Here is a 26,589-nt window from a genome sequence, read left to right as displayed (position 1 = left end):
GAGGGCACCAACCAGGTCCAGCGCATCGTGATGGCCCGCAACCTGCCGTAGCGCGTCGGCGGGGCACCCCCGGGCACCCCGCCGCACACCCTGGCCCGAGGTGGCGGTGTGGACACCCGACCTGTGTGAGAACCCCACAAAGACCTCCTGGTCGAATCGGTTGCGTCGCGCATCTGAACGATCGTCAACACCCTGGCAAGGTGGCAGATGAGTCCACGACTCCCCGTACTCACCGGTGCGGGGAGTTGTGTCTCTCTCACAATCTCCACAACAGACAGGGGTTCGGTCGATGAGTGCTGACCATGACCGCGTGCTGGTCACCGGGCTGGGTGCGACGACGCCGCTCGGCGGGGACGTCGCCTCGACCTGGGCCGGGATGCTGGCCGGGCGGTCCGGCATCCGGGCGATCGAGGACGAGTGGGCGGCCGGGCTGCCGGTGCGGATCGCCGGGCGGCTGGAGGTCGAGCCGTCCGAGGTGCTGGACCGGGTGCTGGCCCGGCGGACGGACCGCTGCGAACAGGTGGCGCTGATCGCCGCCCGGCAGGCCTGGGCCGACGCGGGGGCGCCCGAGGTGGATCCGGAGCGGCTGGCCGTGGTGATCGGCACCGGCACCGGCGGCGCGCTCACCATGCTCGGGCAGGACGACGTTCTGGAGGCCTCCGGGGTGCGGAAGGTCTCCCCGCACACCGTGCCGATGCTGATGGCGAACGGCCCGGCGGCCTGGGTCAGCATCGAGTTGGGCGCGCGGGCCGGCGCGCACACCCCGGTGAGCGCCTGCGCGTCCGGTGCGGAGGCGATCGCGATGGGCCTGGACCTCATCCGGCTCGGCCGGGCGGACGTGGTGGTGGCGGGCGGCGCGGAGGCCTGTGTCTGCCCGCTTCCGCTGGCAGGGTTCGCCCAGGCCAGGGCCCACTCCACCCGCAACGACGAGCCCGAGCTGGCCTCCCGTCCGTTCGACGTCGGCCGGGACGGCTTCGTGATCGGCGAGGGCTCGGTGGTGGTGGTCCTGGAACGGGCCGGGTTCGCCGCGGCCCGCTCGGCCCGGGCGCACGCCACGCTCGCCGGGGCGGCGGTCACCTCGGACGCGTTCCACATCACCGCGGCGGCGGCCGAGGGCCAGGTCCGCGCGATGCGCCGGGCGGTGGCCGAGGCGGGCCTGGCCCCGCGCGACATCGCGCACGTCCACGCCCACGCCACCTCGACCCCGCTGGGCGATCTGGTGGAGGCCGAGTCGGTGGCCGAGGCGATCGGGCTCCACCCGGTCGTCACGGCGACCAAGTCGATGACCGGCCACCTCTTCGGCGCGGCCGGCGCGCTCGGCGCGCTCGCCGCCGTGCTCGCCCTGCGCGACGGCGTCGTGCCGGCCACCCGGAACCTCGACACCCTGGACCCGGCCGTGCGACTGGACGTGGTCGCCGGTGCCCCGCGCCGCGGTGCGCTGACCGCCGCGCTGACCAACTCCTTCGGGTTCGGCGGCCACAACGCGACGCTGGTCTTCACCCCGGCGCCGGCGCCCCGCTCCGCGTCGTGAACGACCGCGCGACCGGCCCGGTCGTCGCTGGTTAGGGTCGGCGGCATGGCTACGTCATCACCGGCCCTGAGGCTGGAACCCGTCACCCCCGACACCGTCGACGCCGCGCTCGCGCTGAAGGTGCGGCCGGAGCAGGAGCGGCTGGTCTCCCCGGTGGTCAAGTCACTGGCCGAGGCGTACGCGCACGGCGAGCGGGCCTGGCCCCGGCTGGTCTTCGACGGTGACCGGCTGGTCGGGTTCGTGATGGCGTTCTTCGACATCACCTTCTACCCCGACCGGCCGGGTGACCTGCCGCGCTCCGGCCTCTGGCGCCTCAACATCGCCGCCGACGCCCAGGGCGGCGGCTACGGACGCTTCGCGGTCGAGCAGGTCTGCGCCGAGATCCGCCGCCGCGGCGGGCAGCGGGCGACGGTCACCTACGTGCCGGGCGACGACGGCCCGGCCGGCTTCTACGCCCGGCTCGGGTTCCGCCCCACCGGCGAGTTCAGCGGCGTCCAGGAGGTGGCGGAGCTCGACCTGCCGCCGGCCTGACCCCGGGGGGCGGGTGGAGCGGGAAGCCGGCCCGGCCGGCTTCCCGCTCCCGCGTCGTGCGCGGTCTCAGCCGAGCAGGAGGTACTTGGTGGACGGGACGCCCTGCGTGTAGCTGCAGTCCGTGTTCTGGGTGGTCGTGCTGTACGTGAACCCGGAGGGCACGGTGCAGGCCCAGAGGCCGTTGACCGGCTTGCGGAGGTGGAAGGTGGTGGCCTGGACGCCGGGCTGCAGACTGCACGCGCTCGTGTAGGTGATGCGGTCGTAGGTGAACGCGGGGGTGCCCACGCAGGCGGTGAGGCCGTCGACCGGCGTCCGCAGGTGGTAGGCGTTGGCCGTCACGCCGGGCTGCTGGCTGCAGGCGCTGCCCCAGGTGATGGCGTCGTGGACGAAGCCGGGCGCGCCGGTACACGCGGTCAGCCCGTCGACCGGGGTCCGCAGATGGAACTGCGGGGCGTTCCAACTGCCGGAGCTGCAGGTCCGGTTCATGGACACCTGGTCGTAGACGTACCCGGACGGGACGGTGCAGGCCCAGGTGCCGTCCAGCCCGTCGAGGGCCGTGGCGGAGGTGGTCGCGGCGCCGGCGGTGCCCGCCGCGGCGGCGCCGGAGAGCAACAGCGCCACCGCCGCGAGGGCGGTCAGGAGCAGGCGGACGGGGCCGGTGCGGGCGGTGCGGGCGGTGGACATGGGTCTCCCGAAGGTGGTCGGTGACATGGGATCGCACGGTGGCGCGGGCGTACGTGCGCGCCCACCGCCGCCGGTTCTAGCACGGACGGCGCCACCGCCACCCCGGTACGGCACCGAGGTCGGTCGCGGCGACGACGGCCGTCCACTCCCGCCCGGGCCCGGTCTCCGCCCCGCCTCAGCCGATCAGCGCGGCCGCCTCCTGCCGCGCCTGGCGCAGCCACCGCGCGCGGTCGGCGTCGGTCGAGTCCGTCACCGTACGGAAGACGGTCCGCCGCACGTCCGTCACGCCGACGTACGGCAGCACGCAGGCGGCCCAGATCCGCTGCAGCGGATCACCGAACTCGTCCCGCTCGCGCTCCGCCGGGGTGTCGGAGGTGTTCAGCACCAGCGCCCGCCCCGCGCGGAGCAGTCCGGCCGGTTCGCCGTCCGCCGTGCCGAGCTTGTAGGCCACGCCGGGCGCGAGCACCCGCTGCACCCACCCGGTCAGGACGGCCGGCGGCATGCCCCACCAGTTGGGGTGGACCAGGACGAGCGCGTCCAGCGTGGCCACCTCCGCCCGGTGCAGCGCCAGCCGCGGATCGTCCGTCCCGGTCGCGGCGGAGACCGTCCCGGTCTCCTCGGCGGTCAGCGCGGCCGGGAACCCCTCCGCGCAGAGGTCGTGCGCGAGCACCTCGCAGCCGCGGCCGCGCAGTTCGTCCACGACGGCCTCGAACAGCGCGTGGTTGAAGCTGCCCGGCCGCGGGTGCGCCAGGTAGACGCCGATCCGCCTCGTGTCCGTTCCCACGGTCATGTCCCGTTCCCCCTCGTCGGTCGGTTCGAGGGCGATGCTAGGTCCTGCCCCGCGCCGCCCGGCCGGGGGTAGGGTGCGGGGCCATGACCGAGCCGGAGTTCGTGACCACCACCCGGGCGTTCTACGACGCCGTCGCCGAGGACTACGCCGAGCACTACCGCGACGTCCTCGCCGTCAGGCCGCTGGACCGCGCGCTGCTGACGGCCTTCGCCGAGCTGGTGCGGACGGACTTCCCGGGGGACGCGCGGGTCGTCGAACTGGGCTCCGGCCCCGGGTTGGTGACGGCGTACCTGCACGGCCTCGGTCTGGACGTCTCCGGTGTCGACCTCTCGCCGCGGATGGTCGAGCTGGCCCGCCGGACGCATCCGGGCCTGCGCTTCACGGAGGGTTCGCTGCTCGGACTCCCGCTGGCCGACGGCGGGCTGGCCGGTGCCGTGGCCTGGTACTCGATCATCCACACCCCGCAGGAGCGGCTGCCGGAGGTCTTCGCGGAGTTCCACCGGGTGCTCGCCCCCGGTGGGCACCTGCTGCTGGCCTTCCAGGTCGGCGACCGGCCGCTCAGGGTGGAGCAGCCCTTCGGGCACCCGGTGGCGCTGGACTTCCGGCGCGGGCAGCCGGACGTGATCGCCGAGCTGGCGGCCGGGGCCGGGCTGGAGGTCACCACCCGGCTGGTCCGTGAACCGGCGGGCGAGGAGAAGACCAGGCAGGCCTGCCTGCTGGCCCGCAGGCCCGGCTGAGCCCCGGCCCGTGCCGCCGACCCCGGCCCGGTCCCGGGTCCGTCCCCGGCGCCGGCCCGTCCGGCGCCCAGGCCCGGCCCGTACGCGGGGCCGTCGCGCGTCCGGGAGGGCGGCATGCCATGATCCCTGCATGGGTTCCAACGTTTACTTCGACATCACCATCAACGACGAGCCGGCCGGGCGTATCGTCTTCAAGCTGTTCGACGACATCGTCCCGAAGACCGCCAAGAACTTCCGTGAGCTGGCCACGGGCGAGCACGGCTTCGGCTTCAAGGGCTCCTCGTTCCACCGCGTCATCCCGGGCTTCATGCTGCAGGGTGGCGACTTCACCCGCGGTGACGGCACCGGCGGCAAGAGCATCTACGGCGAGAAGTTCGCGGACGAGAACTTCACGCTCAAGCACACCAAGCCGGGCCAGCTCTCGATGGCCAACGCGGGCCGCAACACCAACGGTTCGCAGTTCTTCATCACCACCATCGTGACCGACTGGCTGGACGGCAAGCACGTCGTCTTCGGCGAGGTCGTCGAGAACCTCGACCTCGTGACGAAGATCGAGTCCTACGGCTCGCAGAGCGGCCGCACCTCGGCGAAGGTCACCATCGCCGACTCGGGCATCGTGGCCTGAGACCGGACCTTCCGGCGGTTCGAGGAGCGGGAAGTCGGCGCGGCCGGCCTCCCGCTCCTCGCGCGTCCGGGGCCCTCGGCCCCGCCGTCCGAGCCGCAGGCCGGCCTCAGACGGCCGCCCGGGTGGCGGGCGGCTGCCAGGAGCCCTTCCGCAGCCCCACCCTGCGGGCCGGGACGCCGGCCCAGACCTCACCGGGACCGGTGGAGCGGGTGAGCACGGCGTTGGCCCCCACGACGGTGCCGGCGCCGACCGTCAGCACGCCCTCCTTGCAGACCACCTTGGCCCCGGCGCAGAGCACCGCGCCGTCCTCCACCACCACCCGCCGCATGGCGCTGCGCTCCTGCGGCACCCACGGGTCGGCCCGCCCGATCGTCACCCCGTTGTAGAGCGTCACGTCCGCGCCGAGCGTGGTGTACGGGTGCAGCACGGTGCCGAAGCCGCGGTGGAAGACCGTCAGGCCGGGCCCGATCTCGGCGGCGGCCGGCACCTCCATGCCGTAGAACGCGAGCGCCTCCTGGACCAGGCGGCCCAGGAGGCGGTGACGGCGGTGGTAGATCAGCGCGGTGACGAGAGACATCCACCCATTGTGCCGATCTGGTCACGCGCCGTCACGCAGCGTGGGGGTGTCACTTCAGGTCCGGCACGGCGGTGTCGTTCTTGAAGGCGTCGAAGACCTGCTTGGCCTTGGCGGAGTCCCACTTGACCGCCGATTCGCCGGTGTTGGTCCTGAAGTCCGGGTTGGCGATCGGGACGGTGATGCTCCTGCCGCTGCCGCCGTTGACGTCCTTCATGGCGAGGAACAGCGAGCCGAGGTCGGTCAGTCCGGCGTCGTCGTCCACGATCAGGGTGCCGAGGCCGGAGTCCACCAGCGGGTAGAAGGTGAACGGGTTCAGCACGGTGGCGGGGGAGGCGGCCTGCTTGGCCAGCGCGCCGAGGAACTTCTGCTGGTTGCGCATCCGGCCGAGGTCCTGGTCGGCCATCTGGTGGCGCTGGCGGACGAAGGCGAGGGCCTGGGTACCGGTCAGGGTCTGGCAGCCGGCCTTGAGGTCGAGGCCGGAGTCCTTGTCCTTCACGTCCTGGTCGATGCACATGTCCACCCCGCCGACGGAGTCGACGATGCCCACGAAGCCGGCGAAGCCGATCTCGGCGTAGTGGTCGATGCGCAGGCCGGTGTTGAGTTCGACCGTCTGCGCGAGCAGCCTGCCGCCGCCGGACGCGAAGGCCGAATTGATCTTCGAGGTGCCCGCCTTGACCGTCTTGCCGTTCTCGCCGGGGTGCTCGGGGATCGGCACCCAGGAGTCGCGCGGGATGCTCATCAGGGTGTTCCCGCTGTCCCCGATGTGCAGGATCATCATCGAGTCACTGCGCTTGCCGCCCGCGTGGCCGGTGTGCAGGTCCTCCTCCTGGGAGTCGGAGAGGCCGTTGCGGCTGTCGGAGCCGACGATCAGCCAGTTGGTGCCCTTCCCGGCCGCGGGGCGGCCGGGGTAGTCGGCCAGCACGTTCTCGTGGTTGAGCTTGGAGTCGGCCCAGAACCAGGTGGAGACGGCGGTGACCATCATGGCGATCAGCAGGCCGAACACCGACCACTTGACGATCCGGCGCCGGGGCCAGCGCGAGGGCCTGGCGGCGGAGGGCGGCTGGGTGCCGCCCGGGGTTATCGGCCCGGCGGGCGTGCCGGGGCCGCCGGGCGCCCCCGGGCCCTGCGCGGGCACGCCGGGACGGCCGTCCGGCTGCCCGTACGACTGGGGCTGACCGTGCTGCTGCGGCTGTCCGTAGCCCTGGGGCGGCCCGTATCCGGGTGCCTGGCCCGGCGGCCGGGTCCGGTCCTGGGCCGGCGGCTGGCCGTACTCCTGCGGCTGTCGCGGCGCCGGGGCCCCCGGGCCGCGGGGGTTCAGCGACGACGGCAGCGGCGGCTCGCCCGCCCTGCCGCCACCGCCGCGCCCTGATGCGCCGCCGCCGTTGCCGCCGCCCGGGCGGCCCTCCTGCCACGTGTTCATGTGGGAGAGAATGCCCGACGCGGGGTGCGGTGACTCCCCCCGGGGGCCCCGCCGGGGCCCTTGTAGCAGTTTTGATGCACGTGCCGGACCGTTCCGCCGCACGTTCCCCCGCCCCTCTCCCCGCCCGTTCACGGGTGGGTGCACGGAGGGTCGCGGGCGGTCGCGGACGGCGTCCCGACGCGCTCCCCGGCCCGCCCCGACGGCCGGTCACCCGTCTCACCATCCGTCCCGTCCCGTGTTCACCAGCCGGAACGATCCTTGACCGGTTCGAACACTGCGTGTTTGCATGACTGCATGGATCAGCGATGGACCCTCACGCGTCGGCGGCACGTCGACCTTCAGCGTGTGTCCTGTTCGCTCTGTCGTGGCTGACGCTCGCCCGTCGAACCCCCTCCTCTCCGCACCCCCTTCCCCAGCGTTTCCCGCCGCTGTCCGCGTGGCGTGCTCTCCGCTGTCGTAGCGCCGTCCCGGCTTCCTGCCCCGAGGTGAACCCATGGCCACCGTTCTGTCCGTTTCCGGCTCCCCGTCCGCGACCTCCCGCACCACCCGTCTGCTGCGCCACGTCGACGCGCAGCTCGAATCCCGCGGTCACCGCGTCATCCCGTTCGAGGTGCGCAGCCTGCCCGCGCACGCGCTGCTCTCGGCGGACTTCTCCCACCCCGAGATAGTCGCCGCGCTGGAGCTGTTCGCCCAGGCGGACGGCGTCGTGATCGGCACCCCGGTCTACAAGGCGGCCTACTCGGGCCTGTTGAAGACCCTGCTGGACGTGCTGCCGCAGTACGCGCTGACCGGCAAGGCCGTCCTGCCGCTGGCCACCGGCGGCTCCGCCGCGCACGTGCTCGCGGTCGACTACGCGCTGCGCCCGGTGCTCAGTTCGATGGGTGCCGGCCACATCACCCAGGGCTGGTTCGTGCTCGACCGCCACATCACCGTCCGGGAGGACGGCACGACCGTGATCGAGCGCGAGACGGACGTCCTGCTGTCGCCCGTGGTCGAGGCCTTCGCGGTGGCGCTGGAGCGGCTCGCGACGCCGGCCCTCACCGGCTGACGGTCCGTCAGGAACGGTCCCGTACGGGCCGACCCTGAGGAGGGCGGCGGCGACCCCTAGGGGGAGGGGCGCCGCGCCCCGTACAACTACGGTTGGGCCGCTTCATACCGTCGGATGACGAGTGGTTCGCCCGCCGCTCCTAACGTGGATCACATCCCCGCTCGTGCGGATCAGGACCGAGGTTCAGGTGAACCAGGGGTCCTGGGCACACCGGGTGGGTGGGGCTGACACCCGGTCGAGGACTACCTCCTGCACCCTTTCGAGGGGCGGGCGGGGTCGACGAGGCTGGGGGTCAACGGGCGGGCCCACTTCTGAGGAGAATCCAGTGACGACGGCAGCAGCAGCCGTGTACAACCCCCAGCTTCCCGGCGGCAGCGCCGCCGTCGCCGCCTCGGCGCGGCAGGTGACCAAGGCCTACGGCACGGGCGAGACCAGGGTCACCGCGCTGGACGCGGTGGACGTCGACATCCAGCGGGGCCGGTTCACCGCGATCATGGGCCCCTCCGGTTCCGGCAAGTCGACCCTGATGCACTGCCTGGCCGGCCTGGACACCGTGACCGACGGGCGGATCTGGATCGGTGACACCGAGATCACCGGTCTGAAGGACAAGCAGCTGACCAAGCTGCGCCGGGACAAGATCGGCTTCATCTTCCAGGCGTTCAACCTGCTCCCGACGCTGAACGCGCTGGAGAACATCACGCTCCCGATGGACATCGCCGGCCGCAAGCCGGACACCGCCTGGCTGGACCAGGTCGTCGAGACGGTCGGCCTGGCGGGCCGCCTCAAGCACCGCCCGACGCAGCTCTCCGGCGGTCAGCAGCAGCGCGTCGCGGTGGCCCGGGCGCTGGCCGCCCGGCCGGAGATCATCTTCGGTGACGAGCCCACCGGGAACCTCGACTCCCGGGCCGGCGCCGAGGTGCTGACCTTCCTGCGCCGCTCGGTGGACGAGCTGGGCCAGACCATCGTCATGGTCACCCACGACCCGGTCGCCGCCGGCTACGCGGACCGCGTGCTCTTCCTCGCCGACGGCGTGATCGTCGACGAGATGCACGCCCCCACCGCCGACTCCGTCCTCGAACGCATGCGTCGTTTCGACGGCAAGCGCACCAGCTGAGCGGGGATCGGGACATGTTGCTCAAGACCTCACTGAGAAGCTTCCTCGCCCACAAGGGGCGGATGGTGCTCTCACTGCTCGCGATCGTCCTCTCGGTCGCGTTCGTGTCCGGCACGCTGGTGTTCTCCAACACCGCCACCAGTACCTTCGACCGGCTCTTCGCCTCGACCGCCTCCGACATCTCCGTCCAGCCCCCCAAGAGCGGCATCGAGGGCGATGACGGCGTGCCCCGCGGCAAGACGGCGACCGTCCCGGTCGAGACCGTGCAGCGGATCGCCGCCTCGCCGGGCGTGAAGACCGTGGTCGGCCAGGTGTTCACGCAGGACTCGACCCTGGTCGACCCCGCCACCAACAAGGCGGTCGGCCCGACCAGCGGCGCGCCCACCCTGACGGGCAACTGGACGGACACCCCGCGCAACTCGGTGGAGATCACCTCGGGGCACGCCCCCCAGGGGGCCGACCAGGTCGTGCTCGACGCGGACACCGCCAAGAAGGCCGGTCTCGGCCTGGGCGGCAAGCTGCGGGTGATCGCCGGCAGCGGCAAGTACGACTTCACCATCGCCGGCATCGCGACCTTCAAGACCACCAACCCGGGCGCGGCACTCGTCTTCATGGACACCCCCACCGCCCAGCGGGTGCTGCTCGGTGTCACCGCCTACACCTCGGTCGAGGCCTTCGGCGACGGCAGCCGGTCCGACGAGCAGCTGAAGGCGGACGCCCTCGGCGCGCTGGGCGGCGGCTACCAGGTGAAGACCGCGGCGGAGCAGAAGGAGGAGAACAGCAAGGACGTCGGCTCCTTCCTCGGCTTCATGAAGAACGCGATGCTCGGCTTCGCCCTGATCTCCGCCCTGGTCGGCGGCTTCCTGATCATCAACACCTTCTCCATGCTGGTCGCCCAGCGCACCCGGGAGATCGGGCTGCTGCGCGCCATCGGCGGCAGCCGCAAGCAGGTGAACCGCTCGGTGCTGATCGAGGCGCTGATCCTCGCCGTGCTCGGCTCGACCATCGGGCTCGGCGCGGGCCTGGGCCTGGCGGCCGGCCTGATCCAGCTGATGAAGGCCGTCGGCATGAACCTCAGCGCCGCCGACCTCCAGATCTCCGCGGACGTGCCGATCGCCGGCTACGGCCTCGGCATCGTGGTGACGCTGGCGGCGGCCTGGTTCCCGGCTCGCCGGGCCGCCCGGATCGCCCCGATGGCGGCCCTGCGCGACCACGGCACCCCGGCCGAGGGCCGCTCCAACGTGGTGCGGTCGGTGATCGGCCTGGCGCTGACCGTCGGCGGCGGCGGCCTGCTGGTCCTGGCCGCCAAGGCCGACAAGGCGGCCACCGGCGGGCAGTACCTGGGCCTGGGGGTGCTGCTGACCCTGATCGGCTTCGTCGTCCTCGGCCCGCTGCTGGCCACCAGCGTGGTCCGGGTGCTCGGCGCGCTGCTGCCGGCCGTGTTCGGCCCCTCGGGCCGGCTCGCCCAGCGCAACGCGATGCGCAACCCGCGCCGGACGGGTGCCACGGCCGGCGCGCTGATGATCGGCCTGGCGCTCGTGATCGGGGCCTCGGTCTTCACCTCCTCGGTGGTCAAGTCCACCAACGAGCAGATCGACAAGTCGGTCGGCGCGGACTACATCATCTCCGGCGGCCGTACCGGTCTCACCGCCGAGATGGTGAAGGCGGCCGAGAGCACGCCGGGCATCGAGCACATCACCCGCCAGCAGTTCATGCCGGCCGTCTTCACCACCCCGGACGGGAAGACGACCACCGAGGGCGTCTCGGCGGTCTCGCCGACCTTCACCGCCGACTTCAAGCTGCCGGTCAAGGACGGCAGCGCGGATTCGCTCGGCCAGGGCGCGATCGCGGTCGGCGAGGCCTTCGCCAAGGACCACGGCCTCAGGATCGGCGACCGGATCGGCGTCGACTACGGCCAGGGCCGCACCCAGAGCCTGCCGGTCGGTGTGATCATGACCAAGGGCAACTCGCTCTTCGACGGCAACTACTTCATCGGCCTGGACACCTTCGGCAAGGCCGTTCCGGTCACCGACCAGGGCAATGACGCGGTCGCCTTCGGCAAGGCCAGGGCCGGCTCGGACGTCGCGGGGACGCTCGCCGCGCTGGAGGCGTCCTTCAAGGACTATCCGCAGGTCAACGTGCGGGACCAGGCCGGCTACAAGGATCTCGTCCAGGAGCAGGTCAACTCCCTGCTCTACATCATCTACGGCATGCTCGGCCTCGCGATCGTGGTCGCGGTGCTCGGTGTCGTCAACACCCTGGCGCTCTCGGTGGTGGAGCGGACCCGCGAGATCGGCCTGCTGCGGGCGATCGGGCTCTCCCGCCGCCAGCTGCGCCGGATGATCCGCCTGGAGTCCGTGGTGATCGCCCTGTTCGGCGCGATCCTCGGTACCGGCCTCGGCCTGGCCTGGGGCATCACCGGCCAGCAGGTCCTCAGGGACCAGGGCCTGGAGACGCTGGCCGTCCCGATCGGCACGGTCGTCGTCACGCTGGTCGCCTCGGTGGTCATCGGCCTGGTCGCGGCGCTCGTGCCGGCCTTCCGGGCCGGTCGGATGAACGTCCTCGCGGCGATCGCGACGGACTGACCCCCCCGGATCGGGGGATCGGGGGGAGGCGGGGGCCGGGTGCGACAGCACCCGGCCCCCGCGGCGTTCCCGCCCCGCCTGCGGCCGCCGAAGGCCCCCGCCCCGCCCACCGCGCGGCCGGGGCTACGGACAGCGGATGTCCGACGCCTTCTCGGCCGCCACCGGCGTCGGAGCCGCCGCGGCCGTGGTCACCGCGGCGGGCGCCGTCGCACCGGCGGTGGCCGGGGCCGGAGCGGGCGTCGTGGCCGGGACCGGACCGGGGGAGGCCGGGTAGTCCCCGCCCGCGTACACCTGGAGGGTCGGCCCCAGGCCGGGGACGGCGGTCGACTCGGCGCCCGGCAGCGCGGCGGCCAGCGTCCGGGCCGACTCGGCCCAGCGCGGGTCGTAGCGGATCGCCGTCCGGCCGGCCGCCGTCCCCATCGGGGCGTTGGACGGGGCTCCGGTGGTGGCGAAGCCCGCCCGTCGCAGGTCCCCGTCGACCCGGGCGCCGAGCCCGGCGACCCCGGCCGCGTTGAACACCTGGACGTGCACCTGCTCGGGTGCCACGGCGGGGGCGACCGCGGGCGCCGCGGCGCCGGGGGAGGCGGACCCCGCCGGGTCGGTCGAGGGCGCCGGTGCGGCGGGCGCGTCCGGGGCCGGACCGGCCGGACCCGCCGGACCGCCCAGTGGCCGCCCGGCCCGGACGGCGTCGAACAGGGCCTTCGCCCCCGCCTGGTCCCAGAGCACGGTCGAGCCCCAGCCGGCCACCTGGTGGTCCACCGTCGACAGCGGCACGGTCGCGAAGTCCGCCCGGCCCGCCGAGAGTTCCTTCAGCCTGGTCGCCAGGGTGATCAGGTCGTCCGCGGTGAGGTCCTTGTCCGCCTTGACCGAGCCGAGCAGGCTGTCCGTCAGCCGGGCCAGCCGGACCGGGTTGAGCAGGGTGCCGCCGGCGGTCACCTGGTGCAGCAGCTCGGCGACGAACTTCTGCTGGCGGTGCATCCGGCCCAGGTCGGAGCTGCCGTCCACGTGCCGGGCGCGGACGTACTTGAGCGCGCCGGCGCCGTCCAGGGTGCTGGTGCCGGCCGGCAGGTCGAGGCCGGAGTACTCGTCCTTGAGCGGTTTGGCCGTGCAGACCCGCACCCCGCCGACGGCGTCCACGGCCGAGACGAACCCGGCGAAGTTCACCTGGAGGTAGTGGTCGATCCGCAGGCCGGTGTTCTGCTCCACGGTGGCGACGGTGAGCTGTGGCCCGCCCATCCCGAACGCGGCGTTGACCTTGCCCTTGCCGGCCGGGACGTCCTTGCGGGTGACCTGGTCCCGGTGGGCGGGGATGTCCACGTACGAGTCGCGCGGGATGCTGATCACGCTGGCCCGGGAGCCGTCCCCGGCGACCTGGACGATCATCATGGTGTCCGTGCAGTGGCAGGACTCGCCCCCGGCGTGCAGCACCTCCTTGAGCGTCTTCTCCGGGATGCCGTCCCGTTCGTCGGTGCCGACCACCAGGAAGGTGGTGGAGTCGTCGTCGGCCGGCCGGGCCGCGTCGCCGCTGAAGGCGTCCACCCGGTCGATCGAGGCGAGGCCGTGCAGGACCGCCCAGCCGCCGCAGGAGGTGGTGAGGACGCCGAAGGCGATGCCGGCGGCCAAGCGGCGGGGCCAGACACGCCGCCGTCCGGGCCGGGTGGAGAGGGGGGAAACGGGCATCTCTCGGATGGTAGGGGCGGCCCGCTCCGGGGCGGGTGAGGGCGCGCCGGGGGCGGGGAGTACGGTGGGCCCGATCGGCGAAACGTTCCTTCAGTACGAGGTGCGTGGAGTTGCCCAGACCGGGACAAGACGGAGACCCGCCCGCACCGGTACGGTTGGCCCCGATGAACACCAAGGCTGCTGAGGAGCTGCCGGCGGTCTCCGTGATCATGCCGGTGCTCAACGAGGAACGACACCTGCGCACGGCCGTCCGGCACATCCTGGAACAGGACTACGCCGGGCCGATGGAGGTGGTGATCGCCCTCGGTCCGTCCTCCGACCGGACCGCGCGGATCGCCGCCGAACTGACCGCCGAGGACGCACGGGTGAGGACGGTGGAGAACCCCACCGGTCGCACCCCCGCCGGGCTGAACGCCGCGATCCGCGGCTCCAGCCATCCGATAGTGGTCCGCGTCGACGGCCACGGCCTGCTGACCCCCGGCTACATCACCACGGCGGTCCGGCTGCTCGGCGAGATGGAGGCCGCCAACGTCGGCGGCATCATGCACGCCGAGGGCGAGACCGAGTGGGAGAACGCGGTCGCCGCCGCGATGACCTCCAAGATAGGTGTCGGCAACGCCGCCTTCCACACCGGCGGTCTGGCCGGCCCGGCGGACACCGTCTACCTCGGGGTGTTCCGGCGCGAGGTGCTGGAGCGGCTCGGCGGGTACAACGAGGAGTTCGTCCGCGCCCAGGACTGGGAGCTCAACTACCGCATCCGGCAGGACGGCGGGCTGGTCTGGTTCACCCCGCAGCTGAGCGTCACCTACCGGCCCCGGCCCACCGTGCGGGCGCTGGCCAAGCAGTACAAGGACTACGGCCGCTGGCGCCGGGTCGTCACCCGGTACCACAAGGGCTCGGTCAACCTCCGCTACCTCGCCCCGCCGGCGGCCTTCCTCGGCGTGACGCTCGGTCTGGTGCTCGGCGCGGCCGTCCACCCGGCCTTCCTCGCGGTGCCCGGCGCCTATCTGCTCGGCATCGTCGCCGGCGCCCTGGTCGAGGGCCGCGGCCTCTCGGCGAAGGCCAAGGCGCTGCTGCCGGTGGCCTTCGCGACCATGCACCTCAGCTGGGGCTTCGGCTTCCTCACCTCGCCGCGTTCGCTGGCCCGCCGGGTCATCGCCAGCCGGGCCCCGTCGGCCGCCGACGTGGTCACCGAGGCCCGCTGAACCGATCCGGCCAATCCCCCGGACCCGCCCGCACCGCCCCCGCTCCGACGCTATCGTCGGGCGCCATGGGGACAGTTGAGGGCGGGTCCGTCGTCGGTGCCCGGGTCGAGCCGAGCGCGGACGTGGACGGGCGGGCGGCGCTCGGCGCCGGGACGACCGTCTGGCACCTCGCCCAGGTCCGTGAGGACGCGGTGATCGGCGCCGACTGCGTCATCGGACGCGGCGCCTACGTCGGACCGGGCGTGCGGATCGGGGACCGGGTCAAGCTGCAGAACCACGCGCTGGTGTACGAGCCCGCGGTGGTCGAGGACGGGGTGTTCATCGGCCCGGCGGCCGTGCTCACCAACGACCTCTACCCGCGCTCCGTCGATGTCGACGGCCGGCTCAAGCGCGGTGCGGACTGGCAGGCCCGCGGCGTGACCCTGCGGGAGGGCTGTTCGATCGGCGGCCGCGCCGTGCTGGTGGCCGGTGTGACGGTCGGCCGCTGGGCGCTGGTCGCGGCCGGCGCCGTGGTGCACCGGGACGTCCCGGACTTCGCCCTGGTGGTGGGTGTCCCGGCCCGCCGGATCAAGTGGGTCGGCCGGGCCGGCGAGCCGCTGGAGCCGGACGGCGGGGACCGGTGGCGCTGCCCGCGCACCGGTGAGCGGTACCGCGAGACGGACGGCCTGCTCAGCCCGCTCTGAGGCTCACTTCGCGCAGACGTCGGTGTCGTCCGCCTGGACGCGCTGGAGGTCCTTGGGCGCCTCGGTCGGCGCGGCGGAGGCGCTCGTGGCGGCGACGGCCAGGACGTCCTTGCCGAGCACCACGGCCAGTCCGTCCCTGCTGCCCGCCTTCGGGTCCTCCTTGACCGCCTCGGCCGGCAGTCCGAGGGAGGCGGCCAGGGCGGCCGCCTCGGCGGCCCTCCCGGCCGGGTAGGTGACCGAACTGGTCGGCGTGGCGGCGGCGTTGGGGGCGGTCGTGGCCTTGGCGAAGCCCTTGGCCCGGAGTTTGTCGACGGCCTGCTGGGCCTGCCCGGGCGTCCCGCTGCCGTTGCGCACCGCCACCCGCACCTCCTTGGCGTCCACCGCCGGGGTGGTGGCGGTCGGCGAGGGCGCGGCCGCCGTCGGCGCCGCGGTGCCCGGGGCGGGGGTCCCGGTGGCGTCCGGCACGGCGGTCCCGGTCAGCGAGCGGTCGCCGGCGACCAGCGAGAACACCTGCCCGGCGTCCGGCTGCTTGAGCACCAGCCGGTTCTCGTCCTTGGGGTCGTCCAGCACCGGCACGGTGGTGAAGGTGATGTTCTTGGTGTCGACCTTGCTGATGTCCAGCGCCAGGTCCTTCAGCTTGTCGACGCTGCCGATCCCGTCGTCCACGGTGAGCGCCTTGGTGGCGGCGTCGGCGAGCTTCCACAGCTTGGTCGGGCTGGTCAGGGTGTCACTGCTCTTGATCGAGCGGATCATCGAGCTGATGAACTGCTGCTGCAGCGGGATCCGGGTGAGGTCGCCGCCGAGGCCGACGGCGTGCCGGGTGCGGACGAAGGCCAGGGCGTCGTCGCCCTGGACGACATGCCGGCCCTTGCTCATCCTCAGGTGCGAGTCCGGGTCGTTGATGTCCTTGGCCGCGCACACCTCGACCCCGCCGACGGCGGTGGAGAGCGTCTTCACGGCATCGAAGTTGACCATCACGAAGTGGTCGACCCGGATTCCCGTCATCTTCTCGACGGTCTTCCAGGTGCAGCCCGGATCACGGCCCTCCTGGCCGAGGCTTTCGTTGAACATGGCCCGCGCGGAGCCGGGAATCCGCTTGCCGCCATTGATCTCGCACTCGGGGATCTGCACCATCAGATCGCGCGGAACGCTGATCACGGTCGCGTTGCTGCGGTCCTTGGCGACGTGGAAGAGCAGGGTGGTGTCCGCGTGCCCGGTGCTGCCCTCGTCGCCGTACTCGCGCCCCAGGCCCTCGCGGCTGTCGGTGCCGATGACCAGGATGTTGAGCGCGTCACCGGCCGCCTTCGGCCGCTCCTCCTCGTTCCCCAGCTGCACCTTGACGGCGGTGATGTTGTTGTTGAAGTGCTGGTACGCGTAGTACGCCCCGCCGCAGCCGGCCACCAGGACCAGCGCGCCGACACCGGCGGTCCACTTCAGTACCCGCCGGCGGGGGCGCTGGGCGGCTGCCTGGCGGCGGCGGGCGGCCCGGCCGCCGGAGTGCGCGGCGGCGGGGGCGGGAGCGGCGGCCTCGGCCGCGGCGGTCCGCCGGCGCTGGACCGGAATGCCCGCGGCCCGGTCCGGCCCGTCCTGCGGGCCGGGCGTCCCGTGCCGGCCCCCGGCCGGGGGCACCTGTCGGTCGGCGGGGTCGACCTCCTGCCAGTCCTGCTGCACGGGGCTCCCTCCCTCCGACCGGTCCACGGGTGGCGCGCGGGCTGCGCGCCGACCCGGACACACTAGACGAGTCGAGTACGGGAATTGTTCCTGATGTGATGTCCGCCATGTTCGGGAACCGCAATTCACCAGGCAGATCACGTTCCGGGAATTCCTTGGGAAAGCCTTTGCCGGCCATGATCTGTACACAAAAGGGTGACCCTGACCAGCGGTCAATGGATCGCGCAGGCATCCACGTCCGCGGTGCGTCCCTCGAAGGAGGGTGGCGCGGTCGCGCTGGGTGACGCGCCGACGGCCCGGTCCGATCCGGCCGCCCCCGTCACGGCGCCCGACGGCCCCGGGCTCGGGCCCGCCACCGCCGAGGGGTCGGGGGAGCCCGGCGGGCGGACGGTGATAGACCGGTCGTCGCGCAGTGCGGTGAACAGCTGGGTGGTCTGCGGCTGCACGAACTCGTCCCGGTCCGAGTCGAAGCGGTACGGGCGGCGCGGCGCGGTCAGGAACACCACGTCGGCGGAGGGGATGCCGCGCAGGTCCTGGGTCAGGTCGTAGAGCGCGCCCAGCGAGGAGAGGCCGCCGTCGGCCCGCACGGAGGAGGTCGCCGCGTCCAGCACCGGCCAGAGCCGGGCCGGGTTCAGCAGGACCCCCTGCGACTGCACCTTGCGGATCAGGGCGGCCAGGAACTGCTGCTGACGGCCCATCCGCTGGGTGTCGCTGCCGTCGCCGAGGGTCTCCCGGGCCCGGACGTAGCCGAGCGCCTGCTCGCCGCGCAGGGTCTGCCGGCCGGCCGGCAGGTCCAGCTTGGCGTCCTTGTCGTGGATCGCCTGCGGGACGCACACCTCGACCCCGTCCACGGCGTCCACCATCGTCTTGAAGCCGTTGAAGTCGAGGATCACGTAGTGGTCCACCCGGATGCCGCTCAGCTGTTCGACGGCCCGGATCGAGCAGGCCGGTCCGCCGGTCTCGAAGGCCGAGTTGAACTGGGCCAGCACCGACTTGCTCCGGGTGCCGTCCGGCTTCTCGCAGGCCGGCACGGTGACCATGACGTCGCGGGGGATGGAGACCGCGGTCGCGTGCTTCCGGTCCGCCGCCAGGTGCAGCAGGATCGTGGTGTCCGAGCGCTGGCCGCCGGCCTCGCCGTAGGAGGCGTTGGCGCCGGTGCGGTCGTCGCTGCCGATCAGCAGGATGTTCTCGGCGCCCTTGGCCCCGGCGGTGCGGCTGGGCCGTTCGGCCTCCAGCCGGGCCAGCAGCTGGTCGGTGGCGGAGTCGGTCCGGATGTTGCCGTCCAGCTTGCGGTAGGCGATCCAGAGCACGGCGCCGCAGGCGACCAGGAGGAAGGCGAGGGCGCCGGCGGTGATCATCAACCACCGCCGGCGCCTGCGCCGGGGCTTGGTCGGGGCGCCCGGGGTCTCCTGGGCGTCCCCGCTCGGGGGGTTCTCGGTCGGGGGGTGCTCGGTGTCGTCCTCGGCCATGGCAGGGATACCTACCCGCCCGGCCGGACCCGGGGGTTACCCGAGGCGCAGTGTCACCCGTTCGGACTCGGTGCGCTTCTCCCACTGTTCGGCGGTCAGGCCCTCCGAGTTGCGGCAGAGCACCACCGAGGCGCCCGCCGCGAGCGGTGCCAGCAGGCCGGCCTCCAGGCCCGCCCAGTCCTCGTAGGAGTGGGTGGAGAGCACCCGGTCGCCGGCCGTGATGCCGAGCCGGGCCGCGCCCTCCCGGGCCAGCTGGACGGTCTGGTCGCCGGTCAGCTTCAGCGGCAGGCCGTCGATGCCGGTCTCCAGCGCGGGCGCGTCCGGGGTGACGGGGGAGTACGGCGCGAAGCGGTCACCCTGGCCGGGCACCTCGGCGGCGTAGTCGAGGAAGCCGTCCGGGCGCTGCGGGAAGCGGCCGCCGAGCGGGCGGAGGGCGAGGGCCACCCGTTCGCCCTCGCAGGCCTGGGCGGCCTCCAGGCCGTCCGGTCCGCTGACCACCAGGTCGGCGGTGGCGGGGTCGCCGCCGGGTACCGCCGTCACTCCGACCGACCAGCAGGCCAGCAGCCAGACGGCGCTCTGCCAGTGGGCGGGCAGCAGGAGGGCGGCACGGTCGCCGGGGCCGGCGTTCAGCTCGTCCTGGAGCAGGTTGGCGGTCTTGGCCACCCAGTTGTCGAAGGTCCGGGCGGAGAGTTCCACCCGTTCGCCGGTGGCGTCGTCGTAGAAGGTGACCAGCGGAGCCGCGGGGTCGACTGAGGGAGTGCCACCTCGCAGGAATGCGTGCAGCAGCTCGACGGGGGTTCGGGCATCGGCAGCGAAAAGCGCAGTCATGGTGCGCCCCAGCCTACGGCCTTCGGGTGGGCGACCGGGAGGGGTGCCGGACCCTGCGCGGGGCGGCATGGCGGGCGGGGTGTTTTACGGTGAACATCCCTTTTATGGGTATCTCTTTCCCGGTCGCCGCACTCGCCGGCTGCACCGCGGTCCTGCTCCTCCAACCCGTCACCGCCTCGGCCGTGACCGATCCCGCCCCGCAGCGCCGGACGTCGGCCGGCGACGGCTCGGTCACCTCGCTGTCGCTGACCGCCGGTCGCGCCCTGGGGCCACGCGCCACCCGGCCGTTCGAACTGCTCGGGGTCGGCTGGGACGACCCGGCCCGCTCGCTGGCGGGCGGCTCCGTCCGGGTCCGCACGAGGGACGCGGCCACCCACGTCTGGAGCGGGTGGCACGAGCTGGAGGCGGACGGCGAGGACGGTCCGGACACCACCGGCGGCGGGGCGACGGCACCGCTCTGGACCGGGCCGAGCGACGGTGTGGCCGTGCGGGTCACCCCCGGCCCCGGCGGGCTGCCGGCCGGCCTGCGGCTCGAACTGGTCGACCCCGGGCGGGGAGCCGCCCCGGCCTCGGCCCGCACGCTGCCCGCCGAACCGCCGGACGGGCACCAGGCCGCCCGGCCCGCGATCGTCACCCGGGCCGGCTGGGGCGCCGACGAGTCCCTCCGGGACCCGCAGGTCGAGTACACCGGACCGGTCCGGGTGGTCTTCGTCCACCACACCGCCACCGCCACCGAGTACGCCTGCGCCGACGCGCCCCGGGTGATCAGGGCGATCTACCAGTACCACGTACAGAGCAACGGCTGGCGGGACATCGGCTACAACTTCCTGGTCGACCGCTGCGGCACCGTCTACGAGGGCCGGGCCGGCGGCGCCGAACTCCCGGTGCACGGCGCGCACACCCTGGGCTTCAACGCCGACTCGGCGGGAGTCGCCGCGCTCGGCACCTTCGTCACCGACACCCCGCCGCCGCCCGTGCCGGACGGGCTGGCCCGGCTCGCCGCCTGGAAGCTCGGCCTGACCGGCCAGGACGCCGCCGGCCGCACCCAGCTGGTCTCCTCCTCCTCGGCCAGCCGCTACCCCAAGGGCACCAGCGTCACCTTCGAGGCCGTCTCCGGTCACCGTGACGCCTTCAACACCGAGTGCCCCGGCGCGGCCCTCTACCCGCTGCTCCCCGCCGTCCGCACCCAGGCCGCGCTGCTCCAGGGCGGCGCCCGCCCGGCCCGCCGCGGCGCCCGGTGAGCCCCGGGCGCCGGACCCGGACGGGCCCGGGCCCCCGGGGGAGCTAGACGGGCCCCGGCCCCCGGGGGATCAGTGCCCGCAGCTCGGCGGTCAGCTCCCGGGCGAGGTCCGGCCGCAGGTCGTACCGGGCCGGGGTGTTCTGCAACAGGGCGATCCGCCACCCCGCGCCCGGGTTGACGGCGATCACCGTCTGCAGGGCGTTGAGCCCCGGATCGAGGTCCTCGGCGTCCTCCGGCACCAGGCCCGCGACGGCGTCCAGCTCGGCCACCCCCGGTCCGAGCGTCCGGACCCGCCGCACCCGGGCGACGTACTCGGGGGTGGCGTGGTCCGTGAAGATCCGCCCCAGTTCGGCGGCGATCACCGACCGTCCGGCGTATCTGGTCCCGTCGAATCCGATCATCTCCCCGTCCTCGGCGAACGGCCCGGCGCACGCCGCGCCGTCCCGCAGGTTCCAGCCGTCCAGTGCCCGGTGGTAGAGCGCCCGCACCGCGCTCTCGTCCGCGGGGGACAGCTCCGGCAGCCGCGTATCGTTCATACCCCCATGGTCGGCGAAGGCGGTGGAGCCGGACAGCGGAGGAGGCGCACGGCGGTGACGGACGAGGCGGCGACCGGTGCGCGGGTGCGCCGCTGGCGCCCGGACTTCCCGCTCGACGTGGCCCGCACGCTGCTGCCGCTGCGGCGCGGCCCGGCCGACCCGGCCTACCGGACCACCGGTGACGGCGCGGTCTGGCGGGCCTCCCGCACGCCGGCCGGCATCGGCACCCTGCGGGTGGCGGCCCGGACGGCCGACGGCGGGATCGAGGCGCGGGCCTGGGGCCCGGGGGCGGAGTGGCTGCTGGAGCGGCTGCCCGCGCTGCTCGGCGCCGAGGACGACCCGGCCGGGCTGGTACTGCCGCCCGGCCCGCTGCGGGAGGCCCAGCGGGCCGCGGCCGGCGTCCGGCTCACCCGCACCGGGCTGGTCCTGGAGTCGCTGGTGCCCGCGATCCTGGAACAGAAGGTCACCACCGACGAGGCCTACCGGGCCTGGCGGATCCTGCTGCGCGACTTCGGCACCCCGGCGCCCGGCCCGGCCGAGGGCATGCGGGTGGCCCCGGCGGCCCGCGAGTGGGCGCTGGTCCCCAGCTGGGAGTGGCACCGCGCGGGGGTCGACCCGAACCGCTCCGCCACCGTGCTGCGCGCCGTCCGGCTGGCCGCCCGGCTGGAGGAGGCCTCGGCGATGGACCACGCCGACGCGTTCGCCCGCCTCACCGCCGTCCCCGGCATCGGGGTCTGGACGGCCGCCGAGACCCTCCAGCGCAGCAACGGCGACCCGGACGCGGTCTCGGTCGGCGACTACCACCTCCCCAACCTGGTCGGCTGGGCCCTGGCCGGCCGCCCCCGCAGTGACGACGCGCAGATGCTGGCCCTGCTGGAGCCCTACCGCCCGCACCGGTACCGCCTCTGCCGCCTGCTGCTGGCGGCCGGCGCCCGCGCCCCGCGCTACGGCCCCCGGCTGGCCCCCAACGACCACCGGGGACGGTGAACTACGCCGTACTACATTGGTCGCATGGAAGCAACCATGCGGGAGCTCAACCAGTAGACGGCCAGGGTGATAGGAGCCGTCGAACGCGGGGAGACCGTCACGGTCACCAAGGACGGCCGCCACGTGGCCACCATCGTGCCGCCGGAACTCGCCGAGCCCGTGTACCCGTTCAGGACCGACCCGATGGGTGACGAGGTGGACGACATGCCGTCGTTCGACGGCCACCGGGTCCTGGACGATCCCGCTCGGCACATGGAAGGGTTCGGCGCGTGACGGAGGTCGCGATCGTGGGTGACACCGGCGCGCTGCTCGCCTGCTACTCCCGCGCCGAGCGGGAGCACGCGGCGTGCCAGGCGGCGCTGCGTACGGTCGGGCACCTCGTCATCTCGCCGCTGGTGCTCGCCGAGCTGGACCACCTCGCGACCAAGGCACTCGGCGCGGACGCGGCGATGCGGATTCTCGACGACATCATCGACAAGTGCGCGGTGGGGCGCTTCGAGGTTCCCGAGGTCGCCTCCCACCTCAGCGCCGCCCGGGTCGTCACGCGCCGCTACCCGGCGTTGACCATGGGTCTGACGGACGCGATCAACGTCGCGTTGGCAGCCGAGTTCCGGACCGCCGCGGTGCTGACCGTCGATCGCAGGCACTTCCGCGCGATCAGGCCGCTGACCAACCACGAGTCCTTCCGGCTGCTGCCGGACGACCTGGACACCTGACCCCTACCGCACCTCGATGAAGGCCTCCGCGCCGCGGGCCGGTCGGTCGCGGGGCGGTTCGGCCGGGCGGCCGACGGCGACGGCGCCCATCGGGTCCCAGCCGGCCGGCAGGTCGAGTGCCGCGCGGACGGTGTCGCGGCAGAACATCGTGGAGGAGACCCAGGCCGTGCCGTAGCCCTCGCCGGCCAGGGTGACCAGCAGGTTCTGCACGGCGGCGCCGATGGCGACGGTGAACATCTCGCGTTCGGCGGCGGCGCGGCGCGCGTCGGGGTAGTCGTGCGAGCCGTCCATCACCAGGCAGGGGACGACCAGGTAGGGCGCGTCGCGCAGGACGTCGCCGCGGGCGGTGCGCCGGGCGATCAGCGCGTCGTCCCAGCCGTCGAGCTCGCGCAGGTCGCGCTGCCAGGCGGCGAGCATCGCGTCCAGCAGCCGGGTGCGGACCTCGGCCGACTCCAGCAGGACGAACCGCCAGGGCGTGGTGTGGTGCGGGGCGGGCGCGGTGACGGCGGCGGCGACGGCGCGGCGGACGGCGCCCGGGTCGACCGGCTCGGGGGTGAACGCGCGGATGGTGCGCCGCAGTGTGACGGCCTGCCGGATCGCCTCGGAGGTGCCGAGCCGGAACATGTCGTCGGCGGCGGGACGCACCAGAGCCCGGCCGCCCTCGCCGTCCTCGGCGGTGACCAGGTGGCCGAGGCCCCGGACCACCGCGACCGGGGTGCCGGTGGCCTTGCCCTTGACCAGGTCGGCGGCGGCGGCGAGTTCGTCGGCGGTGGCGGTGACGGTCATCGCGAGTTCGTTGCCGTGGCTGTCCGTGCGGCCCCGGTGGTCCTCCAGGGCGGGCAGGCCGGCGGCGCCGATCGCGACATCGGTGAGGCCGTTGCGCCAGGGCCGGCCGAAGGTGTCGGTGACGACGACGGCCAGCCGGACCCCGGTGAGCTGCTGGAGGCGGGCCCGCAGCGCGCGGGCGGAGGCGTCCGGGTCCTCCGGCAGCAGCAGCACGGTGCCGGGGGCGGTGTTGGAGGCGTCCACCCCGGCGGCGGCCATCACCAGGCCGTTGCGGTTCTCGACGATCCGGATCGGGCCGCGCCGGGCGATCAGCCGGACGGTCTCGGCGTCGATCGCGGCCTCGCGGTCGGCGGCCCGCAGCACCCGTCCCTCGGCCTTGCTGACGATCTTCGAGGTGACGACCAGGATGTCGCCGTCCTGGTAGCTGCCGGCCTTGGCGATCAGCGCGGGAAGGTCGGAGTCGGCGTCGATCTCCGGCAGGCCCGTGACGGGCAGGACGTGCAGGGTCACGCCCGCACCCGCTCGGCGAGCGCCAGCGCGGCCCGGGCCATCTCGGCGGTGGCCGCGACGTCCGTCATCAGCAGCGGCACCGCCCGGCAGGCGATCCCGCCGGCCTCGACCGCGGCGACCGAGGCCTCGTCGGCGGTGTCCACCAGCCAGCCGTCCAGGAGTTCGGCGCCGTAGTTCAGGGCGACCGCCTCCGCGGTGGCCTCGACGCCGACGGCGGCCAGCACCTTGTCGGCCATGCCGCGCACCGGCGCCCCGCCGATGATCGGGGAGAGCCCGACCACCGGTGCCGGGGCGGCGGCCACCGCGGCCCGGATGCCGGGCACGGCGAGGATGGTGCCGATCGAGACCACCGGGTTGGACGGCGGGAACAGGATGACGTCGGCGGCCGCGACGGCCTCCAGCACGCCGGGCGCGGGCTTGGCGGTGTCCGCGCCGACCGGGACGATCGCCTCGGCGTCGACGGCGGCGTGCAGCCTGACCCAGTACTCCTGGAAGTGGATCGCCCGGGTGCCGTCCGCGTCCGTGATCCGGACGTGCGTCTCGACCCGGTCGTCACTCATCGGCAGCAGCCGGACGCCCGGCCGCCACCGCACGCAGAGCGCCTCGGTGACCTGGCTGAGGGTGTACCCGGCGGTGAGCATCTGGCTGCGGACGAGGTGGGTGGCGAAGTCGCGGTCGCCGAGCCCGAACCACTCGGGCCCGACGCCGTATTCCTTCATCTCGGCCTTGATCGACCAGGTCTCGTCGGTCCGGCCCCAGCCCTGTTCCTCGTTGATGCCGCCGCCGAGGGTGTACATCACGGTGTCGAGGTCGGGGCAGACCTTCAGGCCGTAGAGGTGGATGTCGTCGCCGGTGTTGCCGATGACGGTGATCTCGTCCTCCGGGCCGAGGGCCTCCTTGAGTCCGCGCAGGAAGCGCGCCCCACCGATTCCGCCTGCCAGTGCCACGATGCGCATACGCCCATCCTGCCACGGCCCGACTGGGCGTCAGCCCGGTTCGCCGCGCCGTCCGGCGGCCCGTCGTCAGTGCGCCTCGGCCTGCTCCTGCGGGTGCTGCTCGGGGACGGTGGCGCCGCCGTACCGGTTCATCTCGGTCAGGCCCGGCGTGTAGAGGTGGATGGAGACGGCGGGCTCCAGCGCGCCGTTGACCACCTCGTGCAGGTAGCCGGAGGAGAACACCCGCTGCCCGCCGGGGCGCAGCGTGCGGGCACCCTCGCCGGCGTGCGTGAGCGAGCGCTCGATCAGCTCGCCCTGGACGACGGTCATCACCCCGGAGGAGACGCCGTGGTCGTGGAAGCCGCTGCTCTGGCCGGGCAGCCAGCTGAGCAGCCAGACCTCGTAGCCGGGGCCGGTCTCCAGCCGGGCGTACCAGCGGGTGAGCGCGTCGTAGCGGACCAGCGGCTCCCAGCGGGCCCGGTCGGCGGCGATCTCGCGGACCAGCCGGGCGTGGCCGGCGACGGTGGTGGGGTGGCCGGGCAGGTCGGTGCGGGCCAGGTGCGGGAAGGCCAGCGGGTCGCCGGCGATGGAGACGTCGCTCAGGCCGTCGGCCCAGCGGCGGGCGGGTGCCGGGGGAGGGGCGGTGGGCGCCAGGCCTCGGCGGGCGAGCTTGTTGCGGTCGCGGTTCCGCTTGCGGATGCGGTTGGTGCGCACGGGAATCGTCCTCGGAGTACGGCTGCTTCGACGGGGATCAGCCGGATCCGGGATGTCCTGGGACGGGACTCGCCGGCGGCCTCTGTGCTTCCTGGGCGGCGCGCGGCGGGACTGCGGGCGCCTAGATACAGGAACAGAGGCGACAACAAGAGTTCACGGCACGGCGGAGCGCGGAACCGCTCCGGGGGCTGGCGAACTCTGACATGGGGGAAAGGAGACCGCATCCGGCGGTCCGGTGTCAACTCTGGAGCCGGGGCATTCGGGCGGGATAGCCCATGAACTACCCGATGGGGTGATAAATCACCCTCTATGTTTCGATGGGAAGATCGCCGGGAAGGCAGGCCGATGACCGACCTGTGACGATGACCGCTCGTCACGCGGTGGCTGGTTGCGAAGGGTTCGACAGGATCCGGACGGTAAGTCCGATGTGTCCAGATATGTACACTATTCGTAACGGCTTGGTGCCGGGGAGTGAATCCTGGCCCCAATACCAGAGCTCGGCTTGACTGGGCCAGAGTGACGCAACTGTAATTTCACTCGTGTCGTCCGCCGCACGAGGCAACGGCAACCACGGGGACGCCAAATAGGGGCAGAGGAGGCGCGCCACATGAGCGAGCTCTTTGAGCTGTTGATCGGTGACGGCATCGAGGAGGAGGAAGAGGAACTCGGTTGGCAGGAGCGCGCGCTGTGCGCCCAGACCGACCCCGAGTCCTTCTTCCCGGAGAAGGGCGGCTCCACCCGCGAGGCCAAGAAGGTCTGCCTCGCCTGTGAGGTCCGCTCCGAGTGCCTGGAGTACGCCCTCGCCAACGACGAGCGGTTCGGCATCTGGGGCGGCCTCTCCGAGCGCGAGCGCCGCCGGCTCAAGAAGAGCGCGGTCTGAGCGGGTCGGCCCCTGACCCTGCTGACCCTCCGACAACCGCACAGCTCGACGGGCGCCTCACCGCGACGGTGGGGCGCTCCCGTGTTCCCGGGCCCTTGCGCCGCCCG

At 73.5% G+C, this 26,589-nt stretch carries 27 protein-coding genes; 15 read left to right on the top strand and 12 right to left on the bottom strand.

Annotated elements, in window-relative coordinates:
* Positions 1-289 precede the first annotated feature (289 nt).
* Positions 290-1,531, top strand: a complete 1,242-nt coding sequence (locus ACIQTO_RS36995; RefSeq protein WP_402397853.1) for a beta-ketoacyl-[acyl-carrier-protein] synthase family protein — start codon at positions 290-292, stop codon at positions 1,529-1,531.
* A 45-nt stretch (positions 1,532-1,576) separates the two neighbouring features.
* Complete coding sequence (locus ACIQTO_RS36990; protein WP_402397850.1) at positions 1,577-2,062, top strand: GNAT family N-acetyltransferase; 486 nt, start codon at positions 1,577-1,579, stop codon at positions 2,060-2,062.
* A gap of 66 nt (positions 2,063-2,128) precedes the next feature.
* On the opposite strand, the gene ACIQTO_RS36985 is transcribed toward ACIQTO_RS36990, so the two are convergent.
* Both ACIQTO_RS36985 and ACIQTO_RS36980 read right to left on the bottom strand, forming a co-directional pair.
* On the bottom strand, positions 2,129-2,746 hold the full coding sequence (locus ACIQTO_RS36985; RefSeq protein WP_402397847.1) for a hypothetical protein: 618 nt from the start codon (positions 2,744-2,746) through the stop codon (positions 2,129-2,131).
* A 175-nt stretch (positions 2,747-2,921) separates the two neighbouring features.
* Positions 2,922-3,536: an NAD(P)H-dependent oxidoreductase gene (locus tag ACIQTO_RS36980; protein WP_402397844.1), complete on the bottom strand. Its 615-nt coding sequence runs from the start codon at positions 3,534-3,536 to the stop codon at positions 2,922-2,924.
* Positions 3,537-3,619: 83 nt separating this feature from the next.
* Between ACIQTO_RS36980 and ACIQTO_RS36975 the strand changes: the two genes are divergently transcribed.
* Both ACIQTO_RS36975 and ACIQTO_RS36970 read left to right on the top strand, forming a co-directional pair.
* Positions 3,620-4,273, top strand: a complete 654-nt coding sequence (locus ACIQTO_RS36975; RefSeq protein ID WP_402397841.1) for a class I SAM-dependent DNA methyltransferase — start codon at positions 3,620-3,622, stop codon at positions 4,271-4,273.
* Positions 4,274-4,403: 130 nt separating this feature from the next.
* Positions 4,404-4,898 carry a peptidylprolyl isomerase gene (locus tag ACIQTO_RS36970; RefSeq protein WP_380578496.1) on the top strand — a complete coding sequence of 165 codons (495 nt, stop codon included), beginning with the start codon at positions 4,404-4,406 and terminating at the stop codon, positions 4,896-4,898.
* Positions 4,899-5,004: 106 nt separating this feature from the next.
* Here the strand turns inward: ACIQTO_RS36970 and ACIQTO_RS36965 are convergent, their stop codons facing one another.
* Together ACIQTO_RS36965 and ACIQTO_RS36960 are read right to left on the bottom strand one after the other, a co-directional pair.
* Positions 5,005-5,475 (bottom strand): serine O-acetyltransferase, encoded by a 471-nt coding sequence (locus tag ACIQTO_RS36965; protein ID WP_402397837.1) that lies wholly within the window; start codon positions 5,473-5,475, stop codon positions 5,005-5,007.
* A gap of 49 nt (positions 5,476-5,524) precedes the next feature.
* Positions 5,525-6,895, bottom strand: coding sequence for an LCP family protein (locus tag ACIQTO_RS36960; RefSeq protein ID WP_402397834.1), 1,371 nt, complete (start codon positions 6,893-6,895; stop codon positions 5,525-5,527).
* Positions 6,896-7,189: 294 nt separating this feature from the next.
* Here ACIQTO_RS36960 and ACIQTO_RS36955 point away from each other — a divergent pair, with 294 nt between their 5' ends.
* The 4 genes from ACIQTO_RS36955 to ACIQTO_RS36940 all read left to right on the top strand — a co-directional run bounded on the left by ACIQTO_RS36955 (position 7,190) and on the right by ACIQTO_RS36940 (position 11,642).
* Positions 7,190-7,267: a putative leader peptide gene (locus ACIQTO_RS36955; RefSeq protein ID WP_359810240.1), complete on the top strand. Its 78-nt coding sequence runs from the start codon at positions 7,190-7,192 to the stop codon at positions 7,265-7,267.
* Between the two features lie 121 nt (positions 7,268-7,388).
* Complete coding sequence (ssuE, locus tag ACIQTO_RS36950) at positions 7,389-7,943, top strand: NADPH-dependent FMN reductase (protein ID WP_402397831.1); 555 nt, start codon at positions 7,389-7,391, stop codon at positions 7,941-7,943.
* Between the two features lie 325 nt (positions 7,944-8,268).
* Positions 8,269-9,057 (top strand): ABC transporter ATP-binding protein, encoded by a 789-nt coding sequence (locus ACIQTO_RS36945; protein WP_402397828.1) that lies wholly within the window; start codon positions 8,269-8,271, stop codon positions 9,055-9,057.
* Positions 9,058-9,071: 14 nt separating this feature from the next.
* Complete coding sequence (locus tag ACIQTO_RS36940) at positions 9,072-11,642, top strand: ABC transporter permease (protein WP_402397825.1); 2,571 nt, start codon at positions 9,072-9,074, stop codon at positions 11,640-11,642.
* A gap of 123 nt (positions 11,643-11,765) precedes the next feature.
* Here ACIQTO_RS36940 and ACIQTO_RS36935 read toward each other — a convergent pair whose 3' ends face one another.
* A complete protein-coding gene (locus tag ACIQTO_RS36935; protein ID WP_402397822.1) occupies positions 11,766-13,322 on the bottom strand; it encodes an LCP family protein in 1,557 nt (518 codons plus the stop codon).
* 164 nt (positions 13,323-13,486) lie between these two features.
* On the opposite strand from ACIQTO_RS36935, the gene ACIQTO_RS36930 reads away from it, so the two are divergent.
* Positions 13,487-14,527 (top strand): glycosyltransferase family 2 protein, encoded by a 1,041-nt coding sequence (locus tag ACIQTO_RS36930; protein ID WP_402397820.1) that lies wholly within the window; start codon positions 13,487-13,489, stop codon positions 14,525-14,527.
* Positions 14,528-14,592: 65 nt separating this feature from the next.
* On the top strand, positions 14,593-15,210 hold the full coding sequence (locus ACIQTO_RS36925; RefSeq protein ID WP_402397817.1) for an acyltransferase: 618 nt from the start codon (positions 14,593-14,595) through the stop codon (positions 15,208-15,210).
* 3 nt (positions 15,211-15,213) lie between these two features.
* On the opposite strand, the gene ACIQTO_RS36920 is transcribed toward ACIQTO_RS36925, so the two are convergent.
* From ACIQTO_RS36920 to ACIQTO_RS36910, 3 genes are all read right to left on the bottom strand, one after another.
* Entirely contained in the window at positions 15,214-16,881 is a 1,668-nt protein-coding gene (locus tag ACIQTO_RS36920; protein ID WP_402397814.1) for an LCP family protein, read from the bottom strand.
* Between the two features lie 212 nt (positions 16,882-17,093).
* Positions 17,094-18,350, bottom strand: coding sequence for an LCP family protein (locus ACIQTO_RS36915; protein ID WP_402397811.1), 1,257 nt, complete (start codon positions 18,348-18,350; stop codon positions 17,094-17,096).
* Positions 18,351-18,386: 36 nt separating this feature from the next.
* Positions 18,387-19,178, bottom strand: coding sequence for a TIGR03089 family protein (locus ACIQTO_RS36910; RefSeq protein WP_402397808.1), 792 nt, complete (start codon positions 19,176-19,178; stop codon positions 18,387-18,389).
* Between the two features lie 104 nt (positions 19,179-19,282).
* Between ACIQTO_RS36910 and ACIQTO_RS36905 the strand changes: the two genes are divergently transcribed.
* The gene (locus ACIQTO_RS36905; protein ID WP_402397805.1) at positions 19,283-20,419 is read left to right on the top strand and encodes an N-acetylmuramoyl-L-alanine amidase; all 1,137 of its coding nucleotides are present in this window, start codon (positions 19,283-19,285) and stop codon (positions 20,417-20,419) included.
* 43 nt (positions 20,420-20,462) lie between these two features.
* Here the strand turns inward: ACIQTO_RS36905 and ACIQTO_RS36900 are convergent, their stop codons facing one another.
* On the bottom strand, positions 20,463-20,954 hold the full coding sequence (locus ACIQTO_RS36900) for an SgcJ/EcaC family oxidoreductase (protein WP_402397802.1): 492 nt from the start codon (positions 20,952-20,954) through the stop codon (positions 20,463-20,465).
* Positions 20,955-20,960: 6 nt separating this feature from the next.
* Between ACIQTO_RS36900 and ACIQTO_RS36895 the strand changes: the two genes are divergently transcribed.
* The 3 genes from ACIQTO_RS36895 (at position 20,961) to ACIQTO_RS36885 (ending at position 22,657) form a co-directional block, all read left to right on the top strand.
* Positions 20,961-21,941, top strand: a complete 981-nt coding sequence (locus tag ACIQTO_RS36895) for a DNA-3-methyladenine glycosylase family protein (protein ID WP_402397799.1) — start codon at positions 20,961-20,963, stop codon at positions 21,939-21,941.
* A gap of 66 nt (positions 21,942-22,007) precedes the next feature.
* Positions 22,008-22,214, top strand: a complete 207-nt coding sequence (locus tag ACIQTO_RS36890; RefSeq protein ID WP_402397796.1) for a type II toxin-antitoxin system Phd/YefM family antitoxin — start codon at positions 22,008-22,010, stop codon at positions 22,212-22,214.
* Positions 22,211-22,657 (top strand): PIN domain-containing protein, encoded by a 447-nt coding sequence (locus ACIQTO_RS36885; protein WP_402397793.1) that lies wholly within the window; start codon positions 22,211-22,213, stop codon positions 22,655-22,657. The genes ACIQTO_RS36890 and ACIQTO_RS36885 overlap by 4 nt, the downstream gene beginning before the upstream one ends.
* A 3-nt stretch (positions 22,658-22,660) precedes the next feature.
* Here ACIQTO_RS36885 and ACIQTO_RS36880 read toward each other — a convergent pair whose 3' ends face one another.
* The 3 genes from ACIQTO_RS36880 to ACIQTO_RS36870 all read right to left on the bottom strand — a co-directional run bounded on the left by ACIQTO_RS36880 (position 22,661) and on the right by ACIQTO_RS36870 (position 25,491).
* A complete protein-coding gene (locus ACIQTO_RS36880; RefSeq protein ID WP_402397790.1) occupies positions 22,661-23,953 on the bottom strand; it encodes a coenzyme F420-0:L-glutamate ligase in 1,293 nt (430 codons plus the stop codon).
* Complete coding sequence (gene cofD / locus ACIQTO_RS36875) at positions 23,950-24,909, bottom strand: 2-phospho-L-lactate transferase (protein WP_402397787.1); 960 nt, start codon at positions 24,907-24,909, stop codon at positions 23,950-23,952. Before cofD ends, ACIQTO_RS36880 begins: the two co-directional genes overlap by 4 nt.
* Before the next feature lie 66 nt (positions 24,910-24,975).
* Positions 24,976-25,491 (bottom strand): cysteine dioxygenase, encoded by a 516-nt coding sequence (locus tag ACIQTO_RS36870; RefSeq protein ID WP_402397856.1) that lies wholly within the window; start codon positions 25,489-25,491, stop codon positions 24,976-24,978.
* Between the two features lie 718 nt (positions 25,492-26,209).
* Here ACIQTO_RS36870 and ACIQTO_RS36865 point away from each other — a divergent pair.
* On the top strand, positions 26,210-26,482 hold the full coding sequence (locus ACIQTO_RS36865; RefSeq protein ID WP_148644569.1) for a WhiB family transcriptional regulator: 273 nt from the start codon (positions 26,210-26,212) through the stop codon (positions 26,480-26,482).
* Positions 26,483-26,589: the final 107 nt, after the last annotated feature.

It is taken from the genome of Kitasatospora sp. NPDC091207, from assembly GCF_044768625.1.
Taxonomy (GTDB): Bacteria; Actinomycetota; Actinomycetes; order Streptomycetales; family Streptomycetaceae; genus Kitasatospora.
Note: the sequence above shows the minus strand (reverse complement) of the source record. Positions and strands in the feature narration are given on the sequence as shown.

What these genes read in the sequence shown, in the direction of transcription:
- ACIQTO_RS36995 (WP_402397853.1), top strand. Translation starts at nt 290, where the DNA reads ATGAGTGCTGACCATGACCGCGTGCTGGTCACCGGGCTGGGTGCGACG.
- ACIQTO_RS36990 (WP_402397850.1), top strand. Translation starts at nt 1,577, where the DNA reads ATGGCTACGTCATCACCGGCCCTGAGGCTGGAACCCGTCACCCCCGAC.
- ACIQTO_RS36985 (WP_402397847.1), bottom strand. Translation starts at nt 2,746, where the DNA reads ATGTCCACCGCCCGCACCGCCCGCACCGGCCCCGTCCGCCTGCTCCTG.
- ACIQTO_RS36980 (WP_402397844.1), bottom strand. Translation starts at nt 3,536, where the DNA reads ATGACCGTGGGAACGGACACGAGGCGGATCGGCGTCTACCTGGCGCAC.
- ACIQTO_RS36975 (WP_402397841.1), top strand. Translation starts at nt 3,620, where the DNA reads ATGACCGAGCCGGAGTTCGTGACCACCACCCGGGCGTTCTACGACGCC.
- ACIQTO_RS36970 (WP_380578496.1), top strand. Translation starts at nt 4,404, where the DNA reads ATGGGTTCCAACGTTTACTTCGACATCACCATCAACGACGAGCCGGCC.
- ACIQTO_RS36965 (WP_402397837.1), bottom strand. Translation starts at nt 5,475, where the DNA reads ATGTCTCTCGTCACCGCGCTGATCTACCACCGCCGTCACCGCCTCCTG.
- ACIQTO_RS36960 (WP_402397834.1), bottom strand. Translation starts at nt 6,895, where the DNA reads ATGAACACGTGGCAGGAGGGCCGCCCGGGCGGCGGCAACGGCGGCGGC.
- ACIQTO_RS36955 (WP_359810240.1), top strand. Translation starts at nt 7,190, where the DNA reads ATGGATCAGCGATGGACCCTCACGCGTCGGCGGCACGTCGACCTTCAG.
- ssuE (WP_402397831.1), top strand. Translation starts at nt 7,389, where the DNA reads ATGGCCACCGTTCTGTCCGTTTCCGGCTCCCCGTCCGCGACCTCCCGC.
- ACIQTO_RS36940 (WP_402397825.1), top strand. Translation starts at nt 9,072, where the DNA reads ATGTTGCTCAAGACCTCACTGAGAAGCTTCCTCGCCCACAAGGGGCGG.
- ACIQTO_RS36935 (WP_402397822.1), bottom strand. Translation starts at nt 13,322, where the DNA reads ATGCCCGTTTCCCCCCTCTCCACCCGGCCCGGACGGCGGCGTGTCTGG.
- ACIQTO_RS36930 (WP_402397820.1), top strand. Translation starts at nt 13,487, where the DNA reads ATGAACACCAAGGCTGCTGAGGAGCTGCCGGCGGTCTCCGTGATCATG.
- ACIQTO_RS36925 (WP_402397817.1), top strand. Translation starts at nt 14,593, where the DNA reads ATGGGGACAGTTGAGGGCGGGTCCGTCGTCGGTGCCCGGGTCGAGCCG.
- ACIQTO_RS36915 (WP_402397811.1), bottom strand. Translation starts at nt 18,350, where the DNA reads ATGGCCGAGGACGACACCGAGCACCCCCCGACCGAGAACCCCCCGAGC.
- ACIQTO_RS36910 (WP_402397808.1), bottom strand. Translation starts at nt 19,178, where the DNA reads ATGACTGCGCTTTTCGCTGCCGATGCCCGAACCCCCGTCGAGCTGCTG.
- ACIQTO_RS36905 (WP_402397805.1), top strand. Translation starts at nt 19,283, where the DNA reads ATGGGTATCTCTTTCCCGGTCGCCGCACTCGCCGGCTGCACCGCGGTC.
- ACIQTO_RS36900 (WP_402397802.1), bottom strand. Translation starts at nt 20,954, where the DNA reads ATGAACGATACGCGGCTGCCGGAGCTGTCCCCCGCGGACGAGAGCGCG.
- ACIQTO_RS36895 (WP_402397799.1), top strand. Translation starts at nt 20,961, where the DNA reads ATGGTCGGCGAAGGCGGTGGAGCCGGACAGCGGAGGAGGCGCACGGCG.
- cofD (WP_402397787.1), bottom strand. Translation starts at nt 24,909, where the DNA reads ATGCGCATCGTGGCACTGGCAGGCGGAATCGGTGGGGCGCGCTTCCTG.
- ACIQTO_RS36865 (WP_148644569.1), top strand. Translation starts at nt 26,210, where the DNA reads ATGAGCGAGCTCTTTGAGCTGTTGATCGGTGACGGCATCGAGGAGGAG.